At 65.3% G+C, this 23,208-nt stretch carries 22 protein-coding genes; 9 read left to right on the top strand and 13 right to left on the bottom strand.

What is annotated here, in order from left to right:
- Nucleotides 1-14 precede the first annotated feature (14 nt).
- Nucleotides 15-1,028, top strand: a complete 1,014-nt coding sequence (locus C4S73_RS02420; RefSeq protein WP_103870847.1) for a zinc-binding alcohol dehydrogenase family protein — start codon at nt 15-17, stop codon at nt 1,026-1,028.
- Nucleotides 1,029-1,048: 20 nt separating this feature from the next.
- Here C4S73_RS02420 and C4S73_RS02415 read toward each other — a convergent pair whose 3' ends face one another.
- The 3 genes from C4S73_RS02415 to C4S73_RS02405 form a co-directional block, all read right to left on the bottom strand.
- Nucleotides 1,049-2,860, bottom strand: a complete 1,812-nt coding sequence (locus C4S73_RS02415) for a chloride channel protein (RefSeq protein ID WP_103870846.1) — start codon at nt 2,858-2,860, stop codon at nt 1,049-1,051.
- A 177-nt stretch (nt 2,861-3,037) separates the two neighbouring features.
- The gene (locus C4S73_RS02410) at nt 3,038-4,483 is read right to left on the bottom strand and encodes an aldehyde dehydrogenase family protein (RefSeq protein ID WP_103870845.1); all 1,446 of its coding nucleotides are present in this window, start codon (nt 4,481-4,483) and stop codon (nt 3,038-3,040) included.
- Between the two features lie 120 nt (nt 4,484-4,603).
- Nucleotides 4,604-5,257, bottom strand: coding sequence for a glutathione S-transferase family protein (locus C4S73_RS02405; protein WP_103870844.1), 654 nt, complete (start codon nt 5,255-5,257; stop codon nt 4,604-4,606).
- 182 nt (nt 5,258-5,439) lie between these two features.
- On the opposite strand from C4S73_RS02405, the gene C4S73_RS02400 reads away from it, so the two are divergent.
- A complete protein-coding gene (locus C4S73_RS02400; protein ID WP_103870843.1) occupies nt 5,440-6,654 on the top strand; it encodes a polyhydroxyalkanoate depolymerase in 1,215 nt (404 codons plus the stop codon).
- Between the two features lie 17 nt (nt 6,655-6,671).
- Here C4S73_RS02400 and C4S73_RS28420 read toward each other — a convergent pair whose 3' ends face one another.
- Nucleotides 6,672-6,824: a hypothetical protein gene (locus C4S73_RS28420; RefSeq protein ID WP_200827900.1), complete on the bottom strand. Its 153-nt coding sequence runs from the start codon at nt 6,822-6,824 to the stop codon at nt 6,672-6,674.
- 169 nt (nt 6,825-6,993) lie between these two features.
- On the opposite strand from C4S73_RS28420, the gene C4S73_RS02390 reads away from it, so the two are divergent.
- Entirely contained in the window at nt 6,994-7,482 is a 489-nt protein-coding gene (locus tag C4S73_RS02390; RefSeq protein ID WP_103870841.1) for a pyridoxamine 5'-phosphate oxidase family protein, read from the top strand.
- On the opposite strand, the gene C4S73_RS02385 is transcribed toward C4S73_RS02390, so the two are convergent.
- From C4S73_RS02385 to C4S73_RS02370, 4 genes are all read right to left on the bottom strand, one after another.
- A complete protein-coding gene (locus C4S73_RS02385; RefSeq protein WP_244595428.1) occupies nt 7,483-8,166 on the bottom strand; it encodes a phosphatase PAP2 family protein in 684 nt (227 codons plus the stop codon).
- 122 nt (nt 8,167-8,288) lie between these two features.
- Nucleotides 8,289-9,188 (bottom strand): diacylglycerol/lipid kinase family protein, encoded by a 900-nt coding sequence (locus tag C4S73_RS02380; protein WP_103870839.1) that lies wholly within the window; start codon nt 9,186-9,188, stop codon nt 8,289-8,291.
- A 72-nt stretch (nt 9,189-9,260) separates the two neighbouring features.
- Complete coding sequence (locus C4S73_RS02375) at nt 9,261-10,151, bottom strand: transglutaminase-like domain-containing protein (protein WP_103870838.1); 891 nt, start codon at nt 10,149-10,151, stop codon at nt 9,261-9,263.
- A 224-nt stretch (nt 10,152-10,375) separates the two neighbouring features.
- Nucleotides 10,376-10,753, bottom strand: coding sequence for a PRC-barrel domain-containing protein (locus tag C4S73_RS02370; protein WP_103870837.1), 378 nt, complete (start codon nt 10,751-10,753; stop codon nt 10,376-10,378).
- 195 nt (nt 10,754-10,948) lie between these two features.
- Between C4S73_RS02370 and C4S73_RS02365 the strand changes: the two genes are divergently transcribed.
- Nucleotides 10,949-11,212 carry a glycine zipper domain-containing protein gene (locus C4S73_RS02365; RefSeq protein WP_103870836.1) on the top strand — a complete coding sequence of 88 codons (264 nt, stop codon included), beginning with the start codon at nt 10,949-10,951 and terminating at the stop codon, nt 11,210-11,212.
- A gap of 134 nt (nt 11,213-11,346) precedes the next feature.
- Here C4S73_RS02365 and C4S73_RS02360 read toward each other — a convergent pair whose 3' ends face one another.
- Both C4S73_RS02360 and C4S73_RS02355 read right to left on the bottom strand, forming a co-directional pair.
- Nucleotides 11,347-12,096: a histidine utilization transcriptional repressor HutC gene (locus C4S73_RS02360; protein ID WP_103870835.1), complete on the bottom strand. Its 750-nt coding sequence runs from the start codon at nt 12,094-12,096 to the stop codon at nt 11,347-11,349.
- An 8-nt stretch (nt 12,097-12,104) separates the two neighbouring features.
- Nucleotides 12,105-13,472 (bottom strand): formimidoylglutamate deiminase, encoded by a 1,368-nt coding sequence (locus tag C4S73_RS02355; RefSeq protein ID WP_103870834.1) that lies wholly within the window; start codon nt 13,470-13,472, stop codon nt 12,105-12,107.
- A 128-nt stretch (nt 13,473-13,600) separates the two neighbouring features.
- On the opposite strand from C4S73_RS02355, the gene hutI reads away from it, so the two are divergent.
- The 5 genes from hutI (at nt 13,601) to C4S73_RS02330 (ending at nt 19,594) form a co-directional block, all read left to right on the top strand.
- Nucleotides 13,601-14,809, top strand: coding sequence for an imidazolonepropionase (gene hutI, locus C4S73_RS02350; protein WP_103871254.1), 1,209 nt, complete (start codon nt 13,601-13,603; stop codon nt 14,807-14,809).
- Nucleotides 14,806-16,341, top strand: a complete 1,536-nt coding sequence (gene hutH, locus C4S73_RS02345) for a histidine ammonia-lyase (RefSeq protein WP_103870833.1) — start codon at nt 14,806-14,808, stop codon at nt 16,339-16,341. The genes hutI and hutH overlap by 4 nt, the downstream gene beginning before the upstream one ends.
- A 196-nt stretch (nt 16,342-16,537) precedes the next feature.
- A complete protein-coding gene (hutG, locus tag C4S73_RS02340) occupies nt 16,538-17,344 on the top strand; it encodes an N-formylglutamate deformylase (protein WP_103870832.1) in 807 nt (268 codons plus the stop codon).
- Entirely contained in the window at nt 17,341-19,008 is a 1,668-nt protein-coding gene (gene hutU / locus C4S73_RS02335; protein ID WP_103870831.1) for a urocanate hydratase, read from the top strand. The genes hutG and hutU overlap by 4 nt, the downstream gene beginning before the upstream one ends.
- Before the next feature lies 1 nt (nt 19,009).
- Nucleotides 19,010-19,594, top strand: a complete 585-nt coding sequence (locus C4S73_RS02330; protein WP_103870830.1) for a HutD/Ves family protein — start codon at nt 19,010-19,012, stop codon at nt 19,592-19,594.
- Between the two features lie 29 nt (nt 19,595-19,623).
- On the opposite strand, the gene C4S73_RS02325 is transcribed toward C4S73_RS02330, so the two are convergent.
- The 3 genes from C4S73_RS02325 to C4S73_RS02315 all read right to left on the bottom strand — a co-directional run bounded on the left by C4S73_RS02325 (nt 19,624) and on the right by C4S73_RS02315 (nt 23,202).
- On the bottom strand, nt 19,624-20,361 hold the full coding sequence (locus C4S73_RS02325; RefSeq protein WP_200827899.1) for an alpha/beta hydrolase: 738 nt from the start codon (nt 20,359-20,361) through the stop codon (nt 19,624-19,626).
- Between the two features lie 99 nt (nt 20,362-20,460).
- Nucleotides 20,461-21,648 (bottom strand): SAM-dependent methyltransferase, encoded by a 1,188-nt coding sequence (locus C4S73_RS02320; protein WP_103870829.1) that lies wholly within the window; start codon nt 21,646-21,648, stop codon nt 20,461-20,463.
- Between the two features lie 147 nt (nt 21,649-21,795).
- Entirely contained in the window at nt 21,796-23,202 is a 1,407-nt protein-coding gene (locus C4S73_RS02315; RefSeq protein WP_103870828.1) for a TRAP transporter large permease, read from the bottom strand.
- Nucleotides 23,203-23,208: the final 6 nt, after the last annotated feature.

Below are 23,208 nucleotides of genomic sequence, written 5' to 3'. Positions count from 1 at the left end.
AGGAGAGACAACCCATGCGCGCCATCGGCTTTTATGAACCGCAACCCATCAGCGCCGAAACCAGCCTGATCGATCTCGACCTGCCCGTGCCAATGGCGGCCGGGCGCGACCTGCTGGTCGAGGTGAAGGCCGTATCGGTCAATCCCGTCGACACCAAGGTCCGCCAGAGACCGCAAGCGACCAAGGGCGAGCTGCGCGTGCTGGGCTGGGACGCAGCCGGTATCGTCAAGGCAGTCGGCCCCGATGTGAAAGCGTTCAAGCCGGGTGACGCCGTATTTTATGCCGGCGCGATCGACCGCCCCGGCTCCAATGCGGAGTTCCAGCTGGTCGACGAACGCATCGTCGGCGCCAAGCCCGCCAGCCTGAACTTCGCGGAAACCGCCGCCCTGCCGCTGACCGCGATCACGGCCTGGGAGGCCTTGTTCGACCGGCTCAAGATCACGGATGCGGTGCCGGGCGCGGCGAAGGCGCTGCTGATCGTCGGCGGCGCAGGCGGTGTCGGCTCGATCGCGATCCAGCTCGCGCGGCAGCTGACGGACCTCATCGTGATCGCCACGGCCTCACGGCCGGAGACCCAGGCCTGGGCGCGCGAGTTAGGCGCCCATCACGTCATCGACCACAGCAAGCCGCTTGCGGCCGAAGTCGAAGCCTTGCGCCTCGGTGCACCCGGCAACGTCTTCATCACCACCCATACGCAAGCGCATCTGTCCGAGATCATCAAGCTGATCGCCCCGCAAGGCCGGATCGCGGTCATCGACGACGCCCCGACGCTCGACGTCATGCCCTTGAAGGGCAAGAGCCTGTCGCTGCATTGGGAGATGATGTTCGCCCGCTCGCTTCACCAGACCGCCGACATGCAGGCGCAGGGCGATCTGCTCAACGAGGTGGCGCAGCTGGTCGATGCCGGCAAGATCCGAACTACGCTGACCGAGACCTTCGGGACGATCAACGCGGCCAACCTCAAGCGGGCGCATGCGCTGATCGAAAGCAATCGCGCCAAGGGCAAGATCGTGCTGGAGGGGTTCTGACGGGCAGTACTCGGATGCTGTCAGGCGCCGGTGAGGTCCCGGCTCTGCCGGTCGAGCTCGGCATTGTAGCGCCGCAGGGCGAACTGTTCGGTGAGCAGGCCTATAACCCGCAAGGTCTCGCGGCCGTCGACGACGACGAGTTCCTCGGTCTGCGAGGTCGCGAACAGGCTCGCGGCCTCGCGGATGTTCATATGCGGCAGCAGGATGTCCTTTCGATTGCGGGCGAGTTCCGCAATCGTTGCGACCTCGACATCGGCGCCATGAGCATCCGCGACGAGGACGATGCCGGCATAGCGACCGAGTTCATCGACAAGGACCGCCCGCTGATTGGCACCCAGCGGGAAATCGCGCCGGAATTGTTCCAGGGTCAGAGTTGCGGGAATGGTCCGCACATCCCGGCGCATCATCCGGCCGACGCTCAGATCGCGCATCCAGCCGATATCGGCGGCGCTGCGGATGGTTTCGCCCCGCAGATGGAAGCGCCAGGTGGCGAAGGAATAGCCGAAGGTACGGCGCACGGTCATCGAGGACAGCACGGAGGCGGCGAGCACCGCGATCGTCAGCGGCAGGCTTCCCGTCGTTTCCAGCGCCAGAAACGACATCGTCAGGGGGCCGCCGACGACCGCGGTCGCCATCGCGCTCATGCCGACGATCGCGATGACCACCGATGGCGTCTGCAGGCCGAAGCCGGTGATCCAGATGACCGCAACGAGCTTGCCAAACATCGCGCCGATGAACAGCGAGGCGAAGAAGAGGCCGCCGCGAAAGCCGGAGCCGATCGAGATTGCCGATGCCAGCGACTTCAGGACGATCAGCAGGACGAGAAAGCTCGCGGGATAATAAGCGTCGAAGCCGACATGCAGCGCCGAATGGCCCGACGAGAGGACAGCCGGCGTCACCAGTGCCATGAGCCCGACAAGCAGACCACCGACAGCCGGTCGCAGTGCGAGCGGGATTCGGCTGCGGCGGAACAGGCTTTCGGCCAGCGCGACGCCGCGCATCAGCAGGATGCCGAGGCCTGCGCACAGGATGCCCATGATCACCACCAGCACGTAGTCCGAGCTCGAGAGCGGGCCCGAAAAGCCGAACTGCAATGTCACGGGCGTCAGGAACAGCCGCGTGACGCCGACCGCGCAGATCGAGGCGACCACGACAGGCGCCAATGAGCCGATCGTATAGGTCACGATGATCAGCTCGAAAGCGTAGAAGGCGCCGGTCAGGGGCGCATCGAAGGCTGCGGCGATCGCGCCTGCGGCACCGCAGCCGACGAGCATGCGCAGATCGGCCCGACGGACGCGCAAAAGCCGCCCGAGGCCCGACGCCAAGGCCGCGCCACCCTGGGTGTAGCCCGCTTCCATGCCGACAGAGGCGCCAAAACCGTTGGAGACCATGGTCTGGATCACCAGGATCAGGCTGTCCTTCATCGACAGGCGCCCGCCATGCAGCGCATTCGCCTCGACGGGATCGACAACCGTGCCGCGGCCGCGACGGGCGAGGAGGATGCCGATCGCTCCCATGACCAGCCCACCCAGAACTGGCATGCCGAGAGCGCGCAACGGATCCACCAGCACCGCGCCGCTGACCTCGCCATGCCGCGTCGCGAAGAAGAGGGCATGCAACGCCTTGGAGATGCCGACCATCGCCGTGACCAGCAGGCCGGCCCCGACGCCGATCAGCCCCGCCAACAGCACGAGCGAAATATCGTCGCTGCGCAGCAGTCGCGGCAAATTGCGTTTGAAGCGGAGATAGGCGGCGCGGCTCTTGCGACGAATGCGCTGCGGCCGGGTCCGGCTAGCAGCCCTGGCGCCTGGGATTTCAGCAACGCTCGTCATCAGGCACAGCCCGCAGTGGAAAAGCGAGGCTTCAGCGGACAGACCGGCGATTCCTAGCCTCACCGCGCTGTAGGTTTGGCGTCAGGCCAAGTCAAGCCGGGCGGCAAAGCCAGACGGCCAGCAAAAAGGGCCGCGCCTGTGGAGGCGCGGCCCAACCTATCATGCGGTGCCGAAAGCTCAGGCCAGCGTGTAGGCCGTCTTCACCGTCGTGTAGAATTCCTTGGCGTAAGCGCCCTGCTCGCGCGAGCCGTAGCTCGAGCCCTTACGACCGCCGAAGGGCACGTGATAATCGACGCCAGCCGTGGGCAGGTTGACCATCACCATGCCGGCCTCGCTGTTGCGCTTGAAATGCGTCGCATGCTTCAGCGATGTCGTGCAGATGCCGGCGGCGAGGCCGAATTCGGTGTCGTTGGCGAGGCTCAGCGCCTCCTCGTAATCCTTGACGCGGATGACGTTGGCGACGGGGCCGAAGACCTCCTCGCGCGAGATGCGCATGGCGTTGGTCGTCTCAGTGAAGAGCGCCGGCTGCATGTAGAAGCCGGGAGTTTCGCGTTGCAAGAGATCGCCACCCCAGGCGAGCTTGGCGCCCTCATCCTTGGCGATGGCGATGTATTTGAGGTTCTGGTCGAGCTGGCTCTGGTCGACGACCGGGCCGATATGCGTGCCGGCCTTGAGCGCGTCATCGACGACGAGGCCCTTGAGACGCTCGGTCGCGGCCTCGACGAAGCGGTCATGGATACCAGCCTGGACGATCAGGCGCGAGGATGCCGTGCAGCGCTGGCCTGTCGAGAAGAAGGCACCGTTGACGGCAGCCTCGACCGCAACCTTGAGATCGGCATCGTCGAGCACGACGAGCGGGTTCTTGCCGCCCATTTCGAGCTGGATCTTCTTCATCGGCGAAGAAGCGATGCAGGCTTCCGCGACCTTGCGCCCGGTCGCGACCGAGCCGGTGAAGGAGATGGCGTGCACATCCTTGTGGTTGAGCAGCGCCTGGCCGACGACCGAGCCGCGACCCATGACGAGGTTCAGCACGCCCTTGGGCAGGCCGGCGCGCTGGATGATGTCGACCAGCGCCCAGGCGGAGCCCGGAACGAGATCGGCCGGCTTGATCACCACGCAATTGCCATAGGCCAGAGCGGGCGCCATCTTCCAGGCGGGGATCGCGATCGGGAAATTCCAGGGCGTGATCATGCCGATGATGCCGACCGGCTCCCGTGTGATCTCGACGCCGATGCCGGGCCGCACCGAGGGAAGGATCTCTCCGGCCAGGCGCAGGCACTCGCCAGCAAAGAAGGCGAAGATCTGACCGGCACGGCCGGCCTCGCCGATACCTTCGGCCAGGGTCTTGCCCTCTTCGCGCGACAGCAGGCGGCCAAGCTCTTCCTTGCGGGCGAGGATTTCGTCCGAAGCCTTCTTCAGGATCTCGTAGCGCTCCTGGGGCGTGGTGCGGCTCCAGGCCGGGAATGCGGCCTTGGCGGCGGCGACGGCGTTGTTCAGATCGTCGACCGAGCCCTGCGCATATTCGCCCACGACATCGCCGGTGTTCGACGGGTTGATGTTGCGCGAGGCATTGCCGGCGCTGGCCCACTCGCCCGCGATCAGGTTTTTGAACATTTCAGTCATTGGTAAGATCCTCCCACGGGACTCTGGCGTTCGTGGGCGGTGTTAACGCTTTTGGCCGGGGAAGGCCAATGCGCCTGCGCCGGTGGCGATGCTCCCTAGCCGCATTTTGCGGTGGCGGGCTCAGAACTCGGCGTCGAGTTCCTCGAGCTCCTCGGGCTCCGTTTTCGCCGCCTCGATCCACTGCTGGAGCACGGGCCATTGCGCGATCGTGCTGCAATAGGCGCGACTTACCGGGTCGAGCGGGACGTCATAGGTCAGGAAGCGCAGGCAGACCGGCGCATACATCGCATCGGCCATGCTGAGCGCGCCAAACAGATAGGGCCCGCCATAGGTGTCCAGGCAATCGCGCCAGATCTCGGTGACGCGGTCGATATCGGCCTGCGCTCCGGCCCAGACCTTGAAGCCCGGATAATGAGCCTTGAGATTCATCGGAAGGGCGGAACGGAGGTTGGAGAACCCGGAATGCATCTCGCCGCAGATCGAGCGGCAATGCGCGCGCGCCTTCACCTCAGCCGGCAGAAGCCCCGCCTTGGGCGTGATCTCGTCGAGATAGGCGGCAATGGCGAGCGTGTCCCAGACCTTGACGCCGTCATGGGTCAAACAAGGCACGAGAAAGGAGGGCGAGAGCAACAGCAGCTCGGCGCGGGCGGAGGGATCGTCGACCGAGAGCATGCGCTCCTCGACATCGAGGCCAGCCATGACGCAGAGCAGCCAGCCGCGCAGCGACCAGGAGGAATAATTCCGGCTGCTGATGGTAAGGGTCGCTTGGCTCATGTCGATGTCCTCGGCGGGATGGCGCGGGATCGTAGCAAGAGCTGTTCCAAAGCAGCCTTGCTTTAGAACAATCTTGCGAAAGCATGCTTTTGCAGTGCAACATGAGCGTGACGCGGGACTGAAGCGGGCGGCATCTCGGCCAGCCCGCGACCCCATAGCCCGTCCGTTCGAGGTCGCACGCGATGCTCTATGCCGCTTACCAGGCCCAGTCCGATTTTATCAATCCGGCCCGCTCCATGGCGCAAGCCGCGCTTGCGGTGCTCGGCGCGAGATCGCTGATGGGGCAGCCTGTCGACGTCCGCGCTGCGGCGGCGGCCTATGAAATGGTGACACGGGCCGGTTTGTCCCATGAGCGCCCACCTTATGAGATCACCGAGGTCATGGACGGCAATCGCGACGTGCCGGTGAGCGAGGAGGTGACGCTGTCGCTGCCGTTTGGCAGTCTCCTGCGTTTCCGTAAAGACAGCACGTCGGCGCAGGCAAAAGTGCTCGTCGTCGCGCCGATGTCGGGCCATTTCTCGACGCTGTTGCGCAACACCGTCGCGACGCTCCTGCGCGACCATGACGTCTACATCACCGACTGGCACAATGCGCGCGATGTAAGCCTGGAGGCCGGCGCCTTCGGCTATGATGATTACGTGGACACGCTGATCCGCTTCATCGAGACGCTCGGCCCCGAAACCCACATCGTCGCCGTGTGCCAGCCTTGCGTACAGGTGCTGACGGCGGCAGCGGTGATGGCGCAGGCCGGCAGCGCATTCCAGCCGCGCAGCATGACCCTGATGGCGGGGCCGGTCGACACGCGCATAAACCCGACTGCGGTGAACAAGCTCGCCAACGAAAAGCCCATCGGCTGGTTCGCCAAGAACCTGATCGCCACCGTGCCGGCGCGCTATCCGGGCGCGGGCCGGAAGGTCTATCCCGGTTTCGTGCAGCTGGGCGCGTTCATGGCGATGAACATGACCCGGCATGTCAACGCGCATATCGACATGTTCACGCATCTGGCGACAGGAGCGACCGAGGACGCAGCCAAGATCAAGACCTTCTATGACGAGTATTTCGCGGTGCTCGACCTGCCGGCGGAATTCTATCTCGAGACCGTGCAATGGATCTTCCAGGAGGCGCGCCTCGCCAACCGTACGCTGACCTATCGCGGCGATAAGGTCGATTGCGGCGCGATCCGCAAGACCGCCCTCCTCACCGTGGAGGGCGAGCGCGACGATATCTGCGCGCTCGGCCAGACATCGGCCGCGCATGACCTCTGCACCGGGCTGAAGCCATTCCGGAAGCGCCACCACATGCAGGCTGGCGTCGGCCATTACGGCGTGTTCTCTGGCCGCAAATGGGATGGGCAGATCTATCCGATCGTCCGGAACATGATCCTCGCCAACAGCTGAAGGCTGCTCGATATGGCCTACTTCTCCTTGATCGAGAGACCGTTCTTGCCGACCGAAATCTCGACGCCCTCGGGCTGCTTCTTCTCCTGATAGAGCGCGTAGCCCGTGGCTGCCAGGCCAGCGACGAGGATGACGACGAGTGCGATCAGAAGGTTGCGCGATGCGAGCATGAAGGAGTCCTGAAACGCCGCGGGCATTGCGGCGCAGCATGAACCCTTTGTGCGGCGCAATGTTCCACGCCTGCTGGCGCATATGTGCTTCGCTGGGGAACGTCGGGGCGTGGTTTGCGTTCTCAAAATGGGGGAGGCGTGACATAATCGTCGCGTCAGGAGCGCGACAATGGCGGATACCGATTTTCAACAACGCATCTGGACGGAGCTCGATGCCCATCCGGTCTGCATGGTGACGACCGCCGTCAATGGCGAGATAAAGACGCGGCCGATGTCGGGCCATGTCGAGCGCGACAACCATCGCATCCTGTTCGTGACCCACCGCCATACGGGCGCGGTCGACGAAGTCTTGCGGTCGCCTTCGATCTCGATTGCCATCAGCCACGAAGATCGCAATTTCTATGCGGCGATCGCCTGCCAATCCTCCGAGATCGAGGATCGCGAGCTGCTCCGGCGCATCTGGACACCGATGGCCAGCGCCTGGTTTCCCAACGGACCTGACGATCCAGACGCGACGCTGCTCGCGCTGACGCCGATTTCGGCCGAAATCTGGGACGCGCCTTCCAGCAGCGTTCTCGTCGCCTTCAAACTGGCGACCGCGAAAATCCTGGGGCGCACGCCCGATCTCGGCGTCAACGCCACGATCGACATGCGCTAATCAGGATAGAGGCTTCGGGGCCGTTGTCTCGACATCGATCGGATCCGCCGAAGCCATCCTGCGTCCAAGCCACGCGACGACGGTGCTCGACCAGGCAACCCCGAGGCACCAGCCCGCGATGACATCGCTGGGCCAGTGCACGCCGAGATAGATGCGGCTGATGCCGATCAGCACGATCATCACCCAGGCGAGCACCACGCAGAGCCGGGCGATATCCTCGCGCCGCGATGCGAGGCCGACAAAGCCGGCGATGCTCAGCAGCGTGACCGATGACAGGAAAGCGTGGCCACTCGGGAAGCTCGCCGTGAAGGTCAAGGCAACCTGCTCGACGATATCGGGACGCGCGCGTCCGACACCAATCTTGAGCAGAGTGCTGACGAGCGTCGCGAGCACCACGCTGACGGCAAGCCCAACAGCAAGGTGGCGGTAGCGGCAAAGCCAGAGCGTGAGACTGGCGGTGATCGTCATCATCCCCAGTCCAACGAAGCTGCCGAGCGCCGTGACATCGCGCATCGCCTCGCGCAGCCATGCCGGCCCGATCGGGATCGAGGTGTCGTTGGCCTCGCGGAACAGCAGCAGAAGGCTGGTATCGAAGGCAAAGCTGCGCCCCGATACGATGAACACTGCAAGTCCGAGGAAGGTCGAGGCGGCCGCGACGGGGATAAGGACGCGCGGGTGAAACATTGACACGCGAGGGATGGACATTGGGGATTTGGACATCGCGGATTTTGAGATCAGGGTCCTGACGAAAAGGCCCGCCACTGGAGAAAGGCCTGCCACTGGAGATAGACGCAGCAGCCCGGGTGTCAAACAGTCTGATTCCGCGCCGCAATGACGCGGATAGCCCGGGGCAGGATCTTATAGGCCAGTTGGCCGCCCTTGCGCTCGACCTCGCCGTCGAAGGTGATGTGGCCGCGCCGGTCGTCGCGACGCGTCAAAGTCACCTCGTCGCCGGTGAGGGAGATTAGGTTATGCGATGATTTCCACTTGCCCGAGACGACCGACAGAGCCGCCTTGCAGCGCGAATAAAGCCCGCCGGCATTCAGGATATGCACCTCGAAAAGGCCGCCATCGAGCTGCGAGCGTCGCCAATCGGCGCCCTCGAAGCTGTTGACGGTTACCAGCACCGCATCGGCCTCGACGACACGGCGTTCGCCGCCGATGCGGATATCGACCGTGATGGCGCGGGTGAACAGGATCGAGCGTGTCGCGGCAAAGACGAAAGCGGCGGCGCGGCTGAACGGGAAACGCCGGCGCGCATGCTCGCGCTCGCGCGCCATCAGGCTGAAGAAGCCCATGCCCGAGATCGAATGGAACAGCCGGTCGTTGACGCGCCCGATATCCATCGTCACCGGCTGGCCGTTACAGAGCGCCTCGATCTGATGTTCCAGCGAGCCGACGAGCCCCAGATCGCGGCCGAGCACGTTGACAGTGCCCAGCGCCAGGATCCCGACCGGGCATTCGGCCTGAAGCAGGATGGGGAGCACGCCATTGATCGTGCCGTCGCCGCCCGCGATCACGGGGATGGAACCGCCCGCCTCGATCGCCAGCGCCAGCGCGTCGTCGAGTTCGCGGGGGTGCACGACCTTGACCTCCGCGGAGCAGCCATGCCCCGCGAAAGCAGCACAGATGCGCGCCGCGAAAGCCTCGGCCCCCGCTTCGAGGACCGTTCCGGCGCGGGCATTGACGACGACCGTATGATGCATGGCAGCCCGAAGAGTAATGCCGAAAACAGGTGGCGGCAAAACCGCGAGCGCGACGATCTCAAACGGAGCCCGTCAGGGCGACATGACGTGATGTGCGACGCGGCGCCCGGCTGACATCGCCGACATCTCCGGCATCATATCTTCGACCTCCTCGGTGATGACCTCGAAGCGCTGCAGCGTATGCTGCCCGAAGGAGTTGACCATCGCGACATCGGTCGCGTCCCGCCCGCGCGCGATCACGACACGGCCGATGCGCGGCATGTTGTGCCTGGCGTCGAAGGTGTACCAGCGCCCGCCGAGGAAGACCTCGAACCAGGCGTTGAAATCCATTGGCGCCGGATTCAGGGGCACGCCGATATCGCCGAGATAGCCATTGCAGTAGCGCGCGGGAATATTCATGCACCGGCACAGCGCCACGGCCAGATGAGCGAAGTCGCGGCAGACGCCGATGCGCTCGTCGAACGCCTCCGCCGCCGTGCGCGTGGCGCGGGCGAAAGCATATCCGAATGTCAGGTGGTTGTGCACGAAGTCGACGATCGCCTGCACGCGCGACCAGCCCGGGGCAACCTGGCCGAAGAGGCTCCAGGCCTGCGACGCCAGCTTGTCGGTCTCGCAATAGCGGCTGCCGAGCAGATAGACCAAGGCTTCATCGGGCAGACGCGAAGGCGGGACCTCCCGCGCTGACAGGTTTACGGGATCAGGCTCGCCGGTGTCGTAAACGACCCCCTCGGACCGCAGAACGACGCCCCCTGGCGGCGCGGTCAGCCGGCGGCAGATATTGCCGAACTGGTCGAGATGCTGCTCGATCGGCAGGTTGACCGATGGATCGACGAGGGATGTCGCCACCATCTCGTCGGGCCTGGTCAGATCGTGTCGGCGGGACGGATGCACGTCGAGCAGCGTGACCAGCGGCAGTTCCTGCTGGCAAACAAGCTCGATATGGTAGCCGTAACGGATGCGCATGGCGCTCTCCTGGTTTCCATCGCCCGGCCTCAAGTCGAGGGCGATCCCGGTCGCGGCGGACCGGCCATTTTTCGTGATGTCCTGAAAAACCAGACGCTCAAAAGGAGCGGCAGTTCCAGCGACCCTCACAAAAAGAAGATGCGGGCCTTTCGGCCCGCATCCCGCCGCCACGGCGGTTCGGCTGGGGGGATAGCAACCGCCGCGACCAGCGACTGGCGGCGTCCCTACATCATCCAGTAGGGCATCGTGCCGTAATAATCGTGGACGCGCTTGCCATAGGCCTTGTCGTCCCAGTCAGGCTCGCCCTCGCTGTCATACATCGGCGCGGCTTCCAGCTTTTCCTTGGTCAAGGGAACGACATAGCCGCCGCGCTCTGTGTCGAAGTCGAGCACGCTCCACGGAATCGGGTGGTATTTCTCGCCTAGTCCAAGAAAGCCGCCGAAGGACATGATCGCGTAGGCGACCTTTCCGGACTGTTTGTCGAGCATCACGTCATAGATTTCGCCGAGATGATCTCCGGCTGTGTTGTAGACATCCGTCCCCGCCACGCGCGCTCCGGCGATCAGCGGGTTTGACGAGATGGCCGTGCTTTGAACTGACATCTGCAGCCTCCTCCATGGTGAGCAGCATGGCTTGCTGCGGGATTACCGGAACAACGTCACATCCCAGGGAAGGTTCCTGCCCCTGAGGGACGAAACGGATGCGGCCGTGCCTTTATTTTCGCCGGAACCTTTCACTGGCGGGCTCGTTGCTGGTACGAAGTGAAGGTCGCCGTTTCGACGCCAAGGAGATTTGCAATGAAGAAAATCCTGATTCTCGCCGCCCTCGCGGCATCCATCGGCGCCTGCACTCCGCGTGAGCAGAATGCCGGAACCGGTGCGCTGATCGGCGCAGGTACTGGCGCGGTCATCGGTGGCCTTGCCACGGGCCGCGCCGGCGGCGCGCTCGCTGGCGCTGCCATCGGCGGTGCGGGTGGCGCCATCATCGGTTCGGCTGCCACGCCTGATCGGGTCTGCTACGGCCGCGACGAATGGGGTCGCCGCGTTCGCTACGCCTGCTGATCTTCGCTACGTCTGCTGATCCAGGTCTCAGATCCAGGGTCCAAACCCAGGGGTCCAAACCCGGACGTTTTCATTCGGAACCTGTTGCCCTCGCGGGCGGCAGGTTTTTTCATGAGGTCTTGGATGCAGGCTCGTCAGACGGCGCCATAAGGTCCGAAGCGTCCAACGAAGCGATGCCGGCCGCCGGGATAGAGCAATCTCGCCGCCGTGACGGGTTTGCCCTGGTTCCAGGTCCGGCGTTCGACGAGCAGGCAGGGCTCGCCACGCGTGACCGCCAATAGCTCGACCTCGCGTGGCCCCGCCGCTATGGCGCTGATCGCATGCTCGGCCTCGGACCACAGGCTGTTCTTCAGCAGCCAATCGCCCGGCGGCGTGTCCTCGAAACGCTCGCCTGCCGCAGCCGGCACTGTCGCCAAATGGATCACCCGCTCTTCCAGCACATGCGGCTGCCCACCGCTCCGGTGCAGCGTGACGAGATGGGCGACAGGCTCGGTTCGCTTGAGTTCGAAGAGCGCCGCGAGTTCGGCCGAGGGCTTGCCGTCGCGGCGGGATAAAATCTCGAAGGCGTAACTCTGCCCGAGACGGCGAACCTCGTCGGGGATCGAAAGGATGTCGAGCATGGCGTGACTGGCCGGCGGGCTCGCCACGATCGTGCCCGAGCGGCGGCGGCGGGTGATCAGCCCCTCACGCGCCAGCTGGACCAGAGCGCGATGCACCGTCATCCGCGAGGCGCCAAGCTGCTCCATCAGCGCATGTTCGGGAGGAACCGAGGTGCCTGGCGGCCAGCTGCCATCCAGTACGAGATCGCGGATCGAGCGCCGGATCTGGTCATAGACCGGGCCAGCGCCGTCCAGCTTCACCGCATCGAGTCGGGTCTCCGTCATCGCAGGCCTTACAACGCTCCCAGCAGCTTTCGCATCACGGTCGCAAAACGGGTTTTCACCGCTTCGCGGGCGAGATGGCGCGCATCCGCAACCACTCTCCTGCCACCGACGAAGACATCGCGCAAAGGCAATGCGTTGGCGGCGAAGACGGCGCTGTCGAGCGCGGCCTCGCCCGCCTTGCCGACGAGTGCCGGATGGTCGTCGTCAAGCGTGACGAGATCGGCGCGGCAGCCCGGCGCGATGCGCCCGATCGAACGTCCGCAGGCCTGTGCGCCACCGAGCGCACTGGCCCGCCACAAAGCGACACCGGTCGAGGCGTCCTCCTCTGCCATCAAGGCACGGCGACGATCGCGCAGGCGCTGCGAATATTCGAGCTGGCGCAATTCCGCGCCGGCATCGATCTGAATGTTGGAATCGCTGCCGACACCAAAACGGCCGCCGGCGTCGCGATAGCGCACGCCGTCGAAGATGCCATCTCCGAGGCTCGATTCGGTGATCGGGCAAAGGCCCGCGACCGCCCCGCTAACAGCGATGGCGTCGCGCTCGCCATCGCTGAGATGGGTCGCGTGGATCAGGCACCAGCGTGGGTTCAGCTCGGCATGCTCCATCAGGAGCTCGACCGGGCGGCGGCCGGTGATCTTCAGGCTGTCCTCGACCTCGCGCATCTGTTCGGCAACGTGGACATGCAGCGGGCCATCCGGGCGCAGTTTCGCCAGCCAGTCGAGATCATCGAGCGCCACCGCGCGCAGTGAATGCGGCGCAAGCCCGAGCCGTGCATCGGGCAAGGTACGGATGGCAGCCTCGCTCGCCTCGATCAGGCGCAGATAGCTGTCGCGATCATTGACGAAGCGGCGCTGGCCATGGACCGAAGGCGCCTGACCGAAATTGCCGAACCGATAGAGCACAGGGAGGAGCGTAAGGCCCAGCCCGGTTTCCTCGGCGGCGGCTGCGATCGCGCCCGCCATCGCCGCGATATCGCCGTAGGCGCGGCCATCCTTGTCATGGTGGAGGTAGTGGAACTCGGCCAGCGCCGTGAAGCCGCCCTCCAGCATCTCGACAAAGGCCTGGGCCGCGATGGCCTGGACATCGTCGGGATCGAGCCTGTCGAGGAAGCGATACATCACCTCGCGCCAGGTCCAGAAGGAATCCTCCGGCGCCCCGCGCCGCTCCGAGAGGCCGGCCATGCCGCGCTGGAAAGCGTGGCTGTGCAGGTTGGGCATGCCCGGCAATGTCAGGCCCGCGAGGCGCTCGTCATCGGGGCCGGGTTGCGCGCCTGCGTCGACCGAGGTGATCGTCCCGTTCGCGACGACGAGCTTCACATTGTCGGCGAAGCCGTCCGGCAGGAGGGCCTGCGCGAGATGCAGGGTCTGGGTCACGCCTTCGCTCCGTCGATCAATTGCATATGCAATTAGGGTCTTGTCATTTGCATATGCAATTAGATAGCATAGTTCGCAACCAAGGATAGTCGAGAGGACGAGACGTGGCGAAGCCCCCCGGCGAACCCCTGATCTGCGAAAAGCTATGGACGAACGCGCGGCTGGCGACGTTCTCGACCAAGGTCGCCGCGTCTTATGGCGCGGTCGAGGATGGTGTGATCGCTGCAAGCGGCAGCCGGATTCTCTATGCCGGCGCCCGCAAGGACGCGCCCGAATTCATGGCCCGCGAAACGATCGATTGCGGCGGCCGCTGGATCACGCCCGGCCTAATCGACTGCCACACGCATCTCGTCCATGGCGGCGACCGCGCCCATGAATTCGAGCTGCGCCTGCAGGGCGCAAGCTATGAAGAGATCGCGCGGGCCGGCGGCGGCATCCTCTCGACGGTCAAGGCGACGCGCGCGGCCAGCGAAGCCGAGCTCTTCGCCAGCGCCGACCGGCGCCTTTCCGCGTTGATGGCGGAAGGCGTCACCACGGTTGAAATCAAGTCGGGCTACGGGCTCGAACAGGATACCGAGCTGAAGCAGCTTGCGGTGGCGCGCCGGATTGGCCGCGAGCGGCCGCTGAGGGTGCGCACCACATTCCTCGGCGCCCACGCCGTGCCGCCCGAATTCAAGGGCCGCTCCGGCGCATACACGGATCTCGTAGCCGGGCCGATGCTCGACGCCGTTGCGGCACAGGGGCTGGCGGATGCCGTCGATGTGTTCTGCGAGGGCATCGCCTTCTCGCCCGAGGAGACTGCGCGCGTTTTTGCTGCGGCGAAGGCCAAGGGCCTCGCCATCAAGATCCACGCCGAGCAGCTGTCCAATCTCGAAGGGGCAAGGCTCGCCGCCGAAATGGGCGCGCTATCGGCCGACCATCTCGAACATCTCGACGAAGCCGGCGTCATCGCGATGGCCAAGTCCGGCACCGTCGCGGTCATCCTGCCCGGCGCGTTCTATTTCCTGCGTGAAACGCAAAAGCCGCCGATCGAACTCCTGCGCAAGCATGGCGTGCCGATCGCGCTTGCCACCGATGCCAACCCCGGCTCGTCGCCGCTGACCTCTCCCTTGCTGGTGCTCAACATGGCCTGCACCCTGTTTCGGCTGACGCCGGAGGAGGCGCTGGCCGGGCTGACGCGCCATGCCGCGCAAGCGCTCGGCCTTCAGGACGAGATCGGGACGCTCGAGGCCGGCAAGGCCTGCGACCTCGCGATCTGGGACATCGAGCGCCCGGCCGAGCTTGCCTATCGCATCGGGTTCAACCCGCTTCACACACGCATCTGGAACGGACAATGACCGGCTCATTCTCAATCAATCCCGGCCAGGCTGCCCTGCCGCACTGGCGCGATGTGCTCGACGGCGCCAGCGTCACGCTCTCGATTGCGAGTGCGCAGGCGATCGCTTCGGCCCAGGCCATCGTCGACGACATCGTCGCGGCCGGCACGGTGACCTATGGCGTCAACACCGGATTTGGCAAACTCGCCAGCGTGCGCATCGCCGATGCCGATCTGGCGACGCTTCAGCGCAATCTGATCCTGTCGCATGCGGTCGGCACCGGCCCTGCCTTGCCCGACAGCGTCGTGCGGCTGATCCTCGCCATGAAGGCGGCCAGCCTGGCGCGCGGCGCATCGGGTGTGCGGCCTGTCGTGGTCGACGCCCTTATCGGGGCGCTCCAGGCCGATGCGCTGCCGGTCGTGCCGGCGAAGGGTTCTGTCGGCGCGTCCGGCGATCTCGCACCGCTGGCCCATCTCACGGCCGCCCTCATGGGCGTCGGCGAGATCAGGCTGAAGGGCGAGATTCTGCCCGCGAGCGAGGCTCTCTCCCGCATAGGGCAGGCGCCGCTCGCGCTCGGCGCCAAGGAAGGGCTGGCGCTGATCAACGGTACCCAGGTGTCGACCGCGATCGCGCTCGCCGCTCTCAACGACATCGCCCGGGTGTTCGATGCCGCTCTGGTCGCGGGAGCACTCTCGGTCGACGCGCTCAAGGGCTCCGACACGCCCTTCGACCCGCGCATCCAGGCGCTGCGCGGCCAGCCCGGCCAGATCAAGGTCGCCGCCATCCTGCTCGAGCTGATCGCCGGCAGCGAGATCCGCGACAGCCATCGCTTCGGCGATTCGAAGGTGCAGGACCCCTATTCACTCCGCTGCCAGCCGCAGGTGATGGGCGCCGTGCGCGACCTGCTCGGCAACACCGCAGCGACGCTGGCGATCGAAGCCAATGCCGTGACCGACAACCCGCTGGTGCTGGGACCGGGCGAGATCGTCTCGGGCGGCAATTTCCACGCCGAGCCCGTCGCCTTTGCCGCCGACATCCTGGCCATGGGGCTCTGCGAGATCGGCAATCTCTCCGAGCGGCGCATGGCGCTGCTTGTCGACCCCGTGATGAGCGGCCTGCCGCCGTTCCTGGCGCGGGATGCCGGCCTCAACTCAGGCTTCATGATCGCGCAGGTGACGGCAGCTGCGCTCGCCTCCGAGAACAAGCAGAAGGCCTATCCGGCCTCGGTCGACACCATCCCGACCTCCGCCAATCAGGAAGACCATGTCTCTATGGCGACGCATGGCGCCTATCGCCTGCTCGACATGGCCAGGAACGCCGCCAGCATCATCGGCGTCGAGCTGATGGCGGCTGCGGAGGCGATCGAGCATCATCGGCCGATGAAGACGAGCCCCCGGCTTGAGCCGGTTCTGGCGCTGCTGCGCGGGCGGATCGCGCCGCTGACGGCCGACCGCTATCTCGCGCCCGATCTTGCGGCGGCGACCGAGCTGGTACTGAGCGGCGCACTCGGCAAGGCGGCAGGGCTGGACAGCTTCGCGGAGTTCGGCGCGTGAGGCCCGCGAACCACAACGCGCCCCCTCTCCCCTTGCGGGAGAGGGTTGGGGTGAGGGGTCGCGCGACGTTCATCGTCGGCGCTTTTTCGACACCTGCCAACGATTCAGACCAGCGCGCCCCCTCATCCGTCTCGGCTTCGCCGAGCCACCTTCTCCCGCGAGGGGAGAAGGGAAAGCGCGTGCGAGGACAGCGCCCATGACCAACATCGTCACCGTCACCCGTGGTTCCGGCCCGCTCGTCCTGTCCATGCCGCATCCCGGCACCGGCCTGCCCGACGAAGTGCGCGCGACGCTCAACGAGACCGGCCGCGCCGTGCCCGACACCGACTGGCATATGCGCCAGCTCTACGCTTTCGCTGAGCGCTTCCAGCCAACGATCGTGGAAGCCGGCCTGTCGCGCTTCGTCATCGACCTCAACCGCGATCCATCAGGCGCCTCGCTCTATCCCGGACAGGCGACAACCGAACTCGTGCCGACCACGACCTTCGCCGGCGAGCCGATCTGGGCGACGCCGCCCGGTGCGAGCGAGATCGCGAGGCGGCGCGAGGCTTATTTCCAACCCTATCATGAGGCGCTGGCGGCCGAGATCGCGCGGGTCAAGGCCGAGCATGGCTTCTGCCTGCTGTGGGACTGCCACTCGATCAAATCGGAGATCCCGCGCCTGTTCCCCGGCACGCTGCCGACCCTGAATCTCGGCACCAATTCGGACGCGGCTTGCGCCCCGGCGGTGCAGCAGGAGGCGCGAGCCGCTCTGGAGGCGTCGGGCTTCAGTCAGGTCACGAACGGTCGTTTCAAGGGCGGCTGGATCACGCGGCATTACGGCCGGCCCGACGAGCATGTGCATGCCCTCCAGATGGAGATCGCGCTCAGCGCCTATCTTGCCGAGGAAGCGCCGCCCTGGGCTTTCGACGCGGCCAAGGCCGCCAGCCTCCAGACCGCCCTTGCAGACATTATCGACGCCGCGCTTGCCGCAGCCGTCATTCACGAACGGAGCCACGCATGACCCGCATCGACAACAGCCGCGTCATCCGCAGTCCCCGCGGCTCGGAACTCTCCGCCAAGAGCTGGCTGACGGAAGCGCCTCTGCGCATGCTGATGAACAATCTCGATCCCGAAGTCGCCGAGAAGCCCGGCGAGCTCGTGGTTTATGGCGGCATTGGCCGCGCCGCCCGGACCTGGGAGGATTTCGACCGGATCTGCGCAAGCCTCCGGTCGCTCGAGGCAGACGAGACGCTGCTGGTGCAATCGGGCAAGCCGGTCGGCATCTTCCGCACTCATGCGGACGCGCCGCGCGTGCTGATCGCGAATTCCAACCTCGTGCCGGCCTATGCCAATTGGGAGCATTTCCACGAGCTCGATAAGCTCGGGCTGATGATGTACGGCCAGATGACCGCAGGTTCCTGGATCTATATCGGCACGCAGGGGATCGTTCAGGGCACTTACGAGACCTTCGTCGAGATCGGCCGCCAGCATTATGACGGCTCGCTGAAGGGCAAGTGGATCCTGACCGGAGGGCTCGGCGGCATGGGTGGCGCCCAGCCGCTGGCCGCGACCATGGCCGGCGCCTCGATGATCGCAGTCGAGTGCAAGCCTTCCAGCATCGAGTTCCGTCTGCGCACACGCTATCTCGACGAGAAGGCGGATAGCATCGACGAGGCGCTGGAAATCGTCGAGCGGGCGCATAAGCAGGGCAAGGCCGTCTCGGTCGGCGTGCTCGGCAATGCCGCCGAAGTTTTTCCCGATATGGTCGAGCGCGGCATCCGTCCCGACGTCGTAACCGACCAGACCTCGGCGCACGATCCGCTGAACGGTTATCTGCCAGCCGGCTGGACGCTGGAGCAGTGGGAGGAGCGCAGGGAGCGCGACCCGGCCGGCACGATCCAGGCCGCCAAGGCCTCGATGGCGGTGCATGTGCAGGCGATGCTCGACTTTCAGAAAATGGGCGTGCCGACGCTCGATTACGGCAACAATATCCGCCAGATGGCCAAGGATATGGGCGTCGCCAACGCCTTCGACTTCCCCGGATTCGTGCCGGCCTATATCCGGCCCCTATTCTGCCGGGGCATCGGGCCGTTCCGCTGGGCGGCGCTCTCGGGCGACCCCGAGGATATCTACCGCACCGACCAGCGCGTGAAGGAACTGATGCCTGATGACAAGCATCTGCATAACTGGCTCGACATGGCGCGCGAGCGCATCCAGTTTCAGGGCCTGCCGGCACGCATCTGCTGGGTCGGGCTCGGCGACCGGCACCGGCTCGGCCTCGCCTTCAACGAGATGGTGGCCAAGGGGGAGCTGAAAGCTCCTGTCGTGATCGGCCGTGACCATCTCGATTCCGGCTCGGTCGCCTCCCCTAACCGTGAAACGGAAGCGATGAAGGATGGCTCGGATGCGGTCTCCGACTGGCCGCTGCTGAATGCCCTGCTCAACACGGCCGGCGGCGCGACCTGGGTCTCGCTGCATCATGGTGGTGGCGTCGGCATGGGCTATTCCCAGCATTCGGGCGTCGTCATCGTTGCAGACGGCACGCCGGAAGCCGCCAAGCGGCTGGAGCGTGTGCTCTGGAACGACCCGGCCACCGGCGTGATGCGCCACGCCGATGCCGGCTACGAGATCGCCATCGACTGCGCCAAGGAAAAGGGGCTGAAGCTGCCCGGCATCCTGCGCTGACATGCGCCTGATCCGCGCCAGTGAATGCCGCGTCATGCCGTGGAAGAATGGCGGCGGCACCACGACCGAGATCGCCGTGCATCCACCCGGCGCCTCGCTCGACGCCTTCGACTGGCGGATATCGAAGGCCCATGTCGGTATGGATGGGCTGTTCTCCAGCTTCCCCGGCATCGACCGGACGCTGTCCGTCCTCTCTGGAAATGGCATCGCGCTGCATTTCAGCGATGGCGAGACGACGAGCCTGCGCCGGGATTCCGCGCCCTACGCCTTCGCCGCCGACCGGGATGTCGAGGGCCGGCTGCTCGACGGCCCGATCGACGACCTCAACGTCATGACGCGGCGCGGACGCTGGCGGCACGACGTCACGCCCATTGCCGGTCCCGGTCCGATCGAGGTCTCACCGCGCGGTCGTCTGCTGGTGGTCATCGCCTGTTCAACCGGCTGGTCGGTGGCAACGGAGGCGCAGCGGGCGAACCTCGAAATGGGCGACAGCGTCCTGCTTGAGTATGCTGAGGAAGCCGTTCTTACCGGCAACGACGGCGGCGGCCTCTTTCTGATCGAGCTGTGGAGCGACGCTTCACGCTGATCTCTGCGCCCGCTCGAACAAGCCGGCGGCTATTTCAGCCCTGCCAGGAACGGCTCCACAGCCTGCCAGTTCTCGGCCGCGCCATAGGGGTTGCGGTCGGCGCGCAGGGTGGAGGAGCCATGGATGCCGGTTTTCGGCCGGTATTGCACCTTCACCTTGGCCGGCGAGGCGTCAATGATCGCCTTGGCCTGCGCGATCTCGCTCGCATCGCTGGCCGAAGATACGAAGATCGGCACGCCGACTTTCGCGGCGGCCTTTCGCACCGTGTCGCGCTTGCCGAAATACTCTCCCGGCGAGAAGGCAAGCAGGCCCGCAATCTTGTCGGGATGCTTTGCCGCCAGCAGGAAAGCCAGCGAAGCCGAGTAGCTCGATCCCCAGAGGATCACTTTCCCGCTGCGTCCATCCGAGCTGGCCCAGTCGAGCGCCGCCTCCAGATCAGGCAGCGTCTGCTCGAAGCCGGCATTGCCACGTAAAGCCTTGGCCGTCTGGTTGTCGCGGCCCCAGCCTGTCCCGCCCGAACGCTGATCGAGCGCCAGCGCGTTGAAGCCGAGCGTGTTCAGGCGCGGCGCGATGGTGGCGTATTCGCCGGAATTCGACGCGGCCTGATGGAAGAGCAGAATGACGGGCTTGGCCTTGTCGGCGTCGCCATAATAGGTGGCGAAGACCTTGACCTTGTCGGCGGCCGTGAGCGTGACCGGTTCGGCTGCGGCACGACCCGCGAATGGCAGCATCAGAAAGAGGCCGGCAACGAAGGGCAGGAATTTCATGCGACGGCTCCACCGGAACAACGCCGTGAGCGTTACGCCGGGATTTCGCCCGGCGTTTTCACTTCGGTCTCACGATTCCGCGTCAAACCGGTACGCGGCTCATCGCTCCATATAGCCGCGCGTGACCGGCAGCGTGTCGAGCCGCTTGGCGAGCTGGAGCTGGAAGACGACGAGGTCGTCATGGCGGAAGCTCGCTTCGGACGCAGCCAGATAGAATTCCCACATCCGGGCGAAGCGCTCGTCATACATGGCGACGGCCTCGCTCCGACGCGCCAGGAAACGCTCGCGCCAGGCCTTCAGCGTCTCGGCGTAATGCAGGCGCAGCACCTCGACATCGGTGATGACCAGCCCTTCCCGCTCGATGGCAGCCGACACCTCCGACAGAGCCGGAATATAGCCGCCGGGAAAGATGTATTTGGCGATGAAGGGGTTGGTCGCGCCGGGCGGCGAGCTGCGCCCGATGGTGTGGACCAGCGCGACGCCGTCTTGTGTCAGAAGCTCGGAAATCTTGCGGAAGAACTCTCGATAATAGCCCACGCCGACATGCTCGAACATGCCGACGGAGACGATGCGGTCGAAGCTTCCCGCCATGGTGCGGTAGTCCTGCAGACGGAAATCGACCGGAAGCTCCGTTTCCGCCGCGCGCGCTTTCGCGATGGCGAGTTGCTCCTGCGATAGGGTGATGCCCGTCACCGCCGCACCCGATTCGCGCGCGAGCGTCAGGCCGAGGCCGCCCCATCCGGAACCGATGTCGAGCACGCGCTGCCCGGGCTTGATCGCAAGCTTGGCGACCAGCCTGCGCTTCTTGATCTGCTGGGCTTCTTCGAGCGTGGTATCGGGATGCGGGAAGAAGGCGCAGGAATACTGCATGTCGTCATCGAGGAAGAGGCGGAAGAAGTCGGATTTGAGATCGTAGTGATGGGCGACGTTTCGCTGCGACCAAGCGAGCGTATTGTGCTGCTTGAAGCGCCGCACCGCGGTGCGCAGGCCCGACAGCGTATGCACCCAGGCGGATGGCTGCTGCCGGTGCGCGCTCGATATGAGCAGATCGAGCAGATCATAGAGGCTGCCGCGCTCGACCACGACACGGCCGTCCATTACGGCCTCGCCGAGCGCGAGTTCGGGATTCAGCGCCAGCTTCAGTTCCGTCGGCCGGTCGACGATGCGCATTCTCAGCGCGGGCGCATCCCCGCTTCCGACCGATTGCAGCGATCCGTCGGGAAAGATCACATCGATGCGCGGCTCCTTCACCAACCGCGACAGCATTCTGGCAACAAGTGCACGCATGGCTCCACCTCGCTGGCAGTGCCCCTTTCCTAAAAAGATGGCGTGCCCCGAAGCTTGCTGCAACTCCACTCATGCACGGCCGATCCTTGCCAAAGGCATGACCGCTGCTGCGCGGTCACGCCAAATCCTGTCGGGTTCAGCCCCGGATCACCTCACCATGCCCATTGTCCTCGGCAGCCACAGCGTCAGCTCGGGGATGAAGGTGATCGCGATCAGCGCCGCAAAGAGCGGGACCAGCCAGGGCAGGATCGCCATGGTGGTCTGCTCGACGGAGAGCTTGGAGACGCGCGACAGCACGAACAGCACCATGCCGAGCGGTGGATGCAGCAGCCCGATCATCAGGTTGAGCGTCATGATCAAGCCGAAATGGATCGGGTCGACGCCGAGCTTCAGCGCGATCGGCAGCAGGATCGGCACGACGATGGTGATCGCGGCGATGGTGTCGAGGAAGCAGCCGATGAAGAGCAGCAGCAGGTTCACCAGGATCAGGAACACCCATTTGTTCTGGGTCAGGCCGAGGATCGCGTCCGACATGATCTGGGCCGTGTTCGACACGGTCAGCAACCACGCAAAGATCGAGGCGGCGGTAACGATGAACAGGACCGAGGCCGTCGTCTCGATCGTGTCGAAGGTCGCCTTGGTCAGGGTGCGGAACGTCATCGAGCGATAGCGCACGAGGCCGAGGAAGAGCGACCAGATCACGGCAGCCGCGGCGGCCTCCGTCGGCGTGAACCAGCCGAGCGTCATGCCGCCGATCAGGATGACCGGCGTCATCAGCGCCATCACCGCCGAGAAGTCGAAATAATAGTCGAGCGCGAGCAGGGCGGCGAGCGCCAGGCCGATCGCGACATTCACCGAAAGCCCGGCCCAGACCAAGCCATAAGCCAGCAGCGGGAAGCCGAAGACGACAGCGACCTCGAGGCCCGCCGTGCCGATCTGCTTCATCGAGAACGCCGCGTCGGAGCCCCAGTTGCGCAGGCGCGCGAAGATCGCGACGGTCACCATCATGAACAGCGTCATGACGACGCCGGGGATGACGCCACCGAGGAAGAGCGCGCCGATCGAGGTATTCGACATCATGCCGTAGATGACGAAGGGCAACGAGGGCGGGATGATCGGGCCCAGCGTCGCCGAGGCCGCCGTGACGCCAACCGCCACGTCCATCGGGTAGCCATGGTCCTTCATCGCCTTGATCTCGATCGTGCCGATGCCGGCTGCATCCGCGATCGCGGTGCCCGACATGCCCGAGAAGATCACCGAACCGATGATGTTGACCTGCGCCAGGCCGCCCCGCATCCAGCCGACCAGAGCGACCGCGAAGGCGTAGATGCGGCCGGTGACGCCGGCGATGTTCATCAGGTTGCCGGCGAGAATGAAGAACGGCACCGCCAGCAGCGGGAAGCTCTCGATGCCGGCAATCATGCGCTGGGCGAGGATGACGTCCGGCACTGAGCCGGAGATCACGATGAAGGTGAGCGAGGCGACGGCCATGGCAATCGCCACGGGCACGCCGAGGATCATCAGCGTAAGGAAAGAGCCTAGCAGGATCAGCATGATGCG

Origin of the sequence: Allobosea lathyri, from assembly GCF_900108245.1 — a bacterium.
Lineage (GTDB): Bacteria > Pseudomonadota > Alphaproteobacteria > Rhizobiales > Beijerinckiaceae > Allobosea > Allobosea lathyri.
This window is presented reverse-complemented; position numbering and strand designations above follow the sequence as displayed.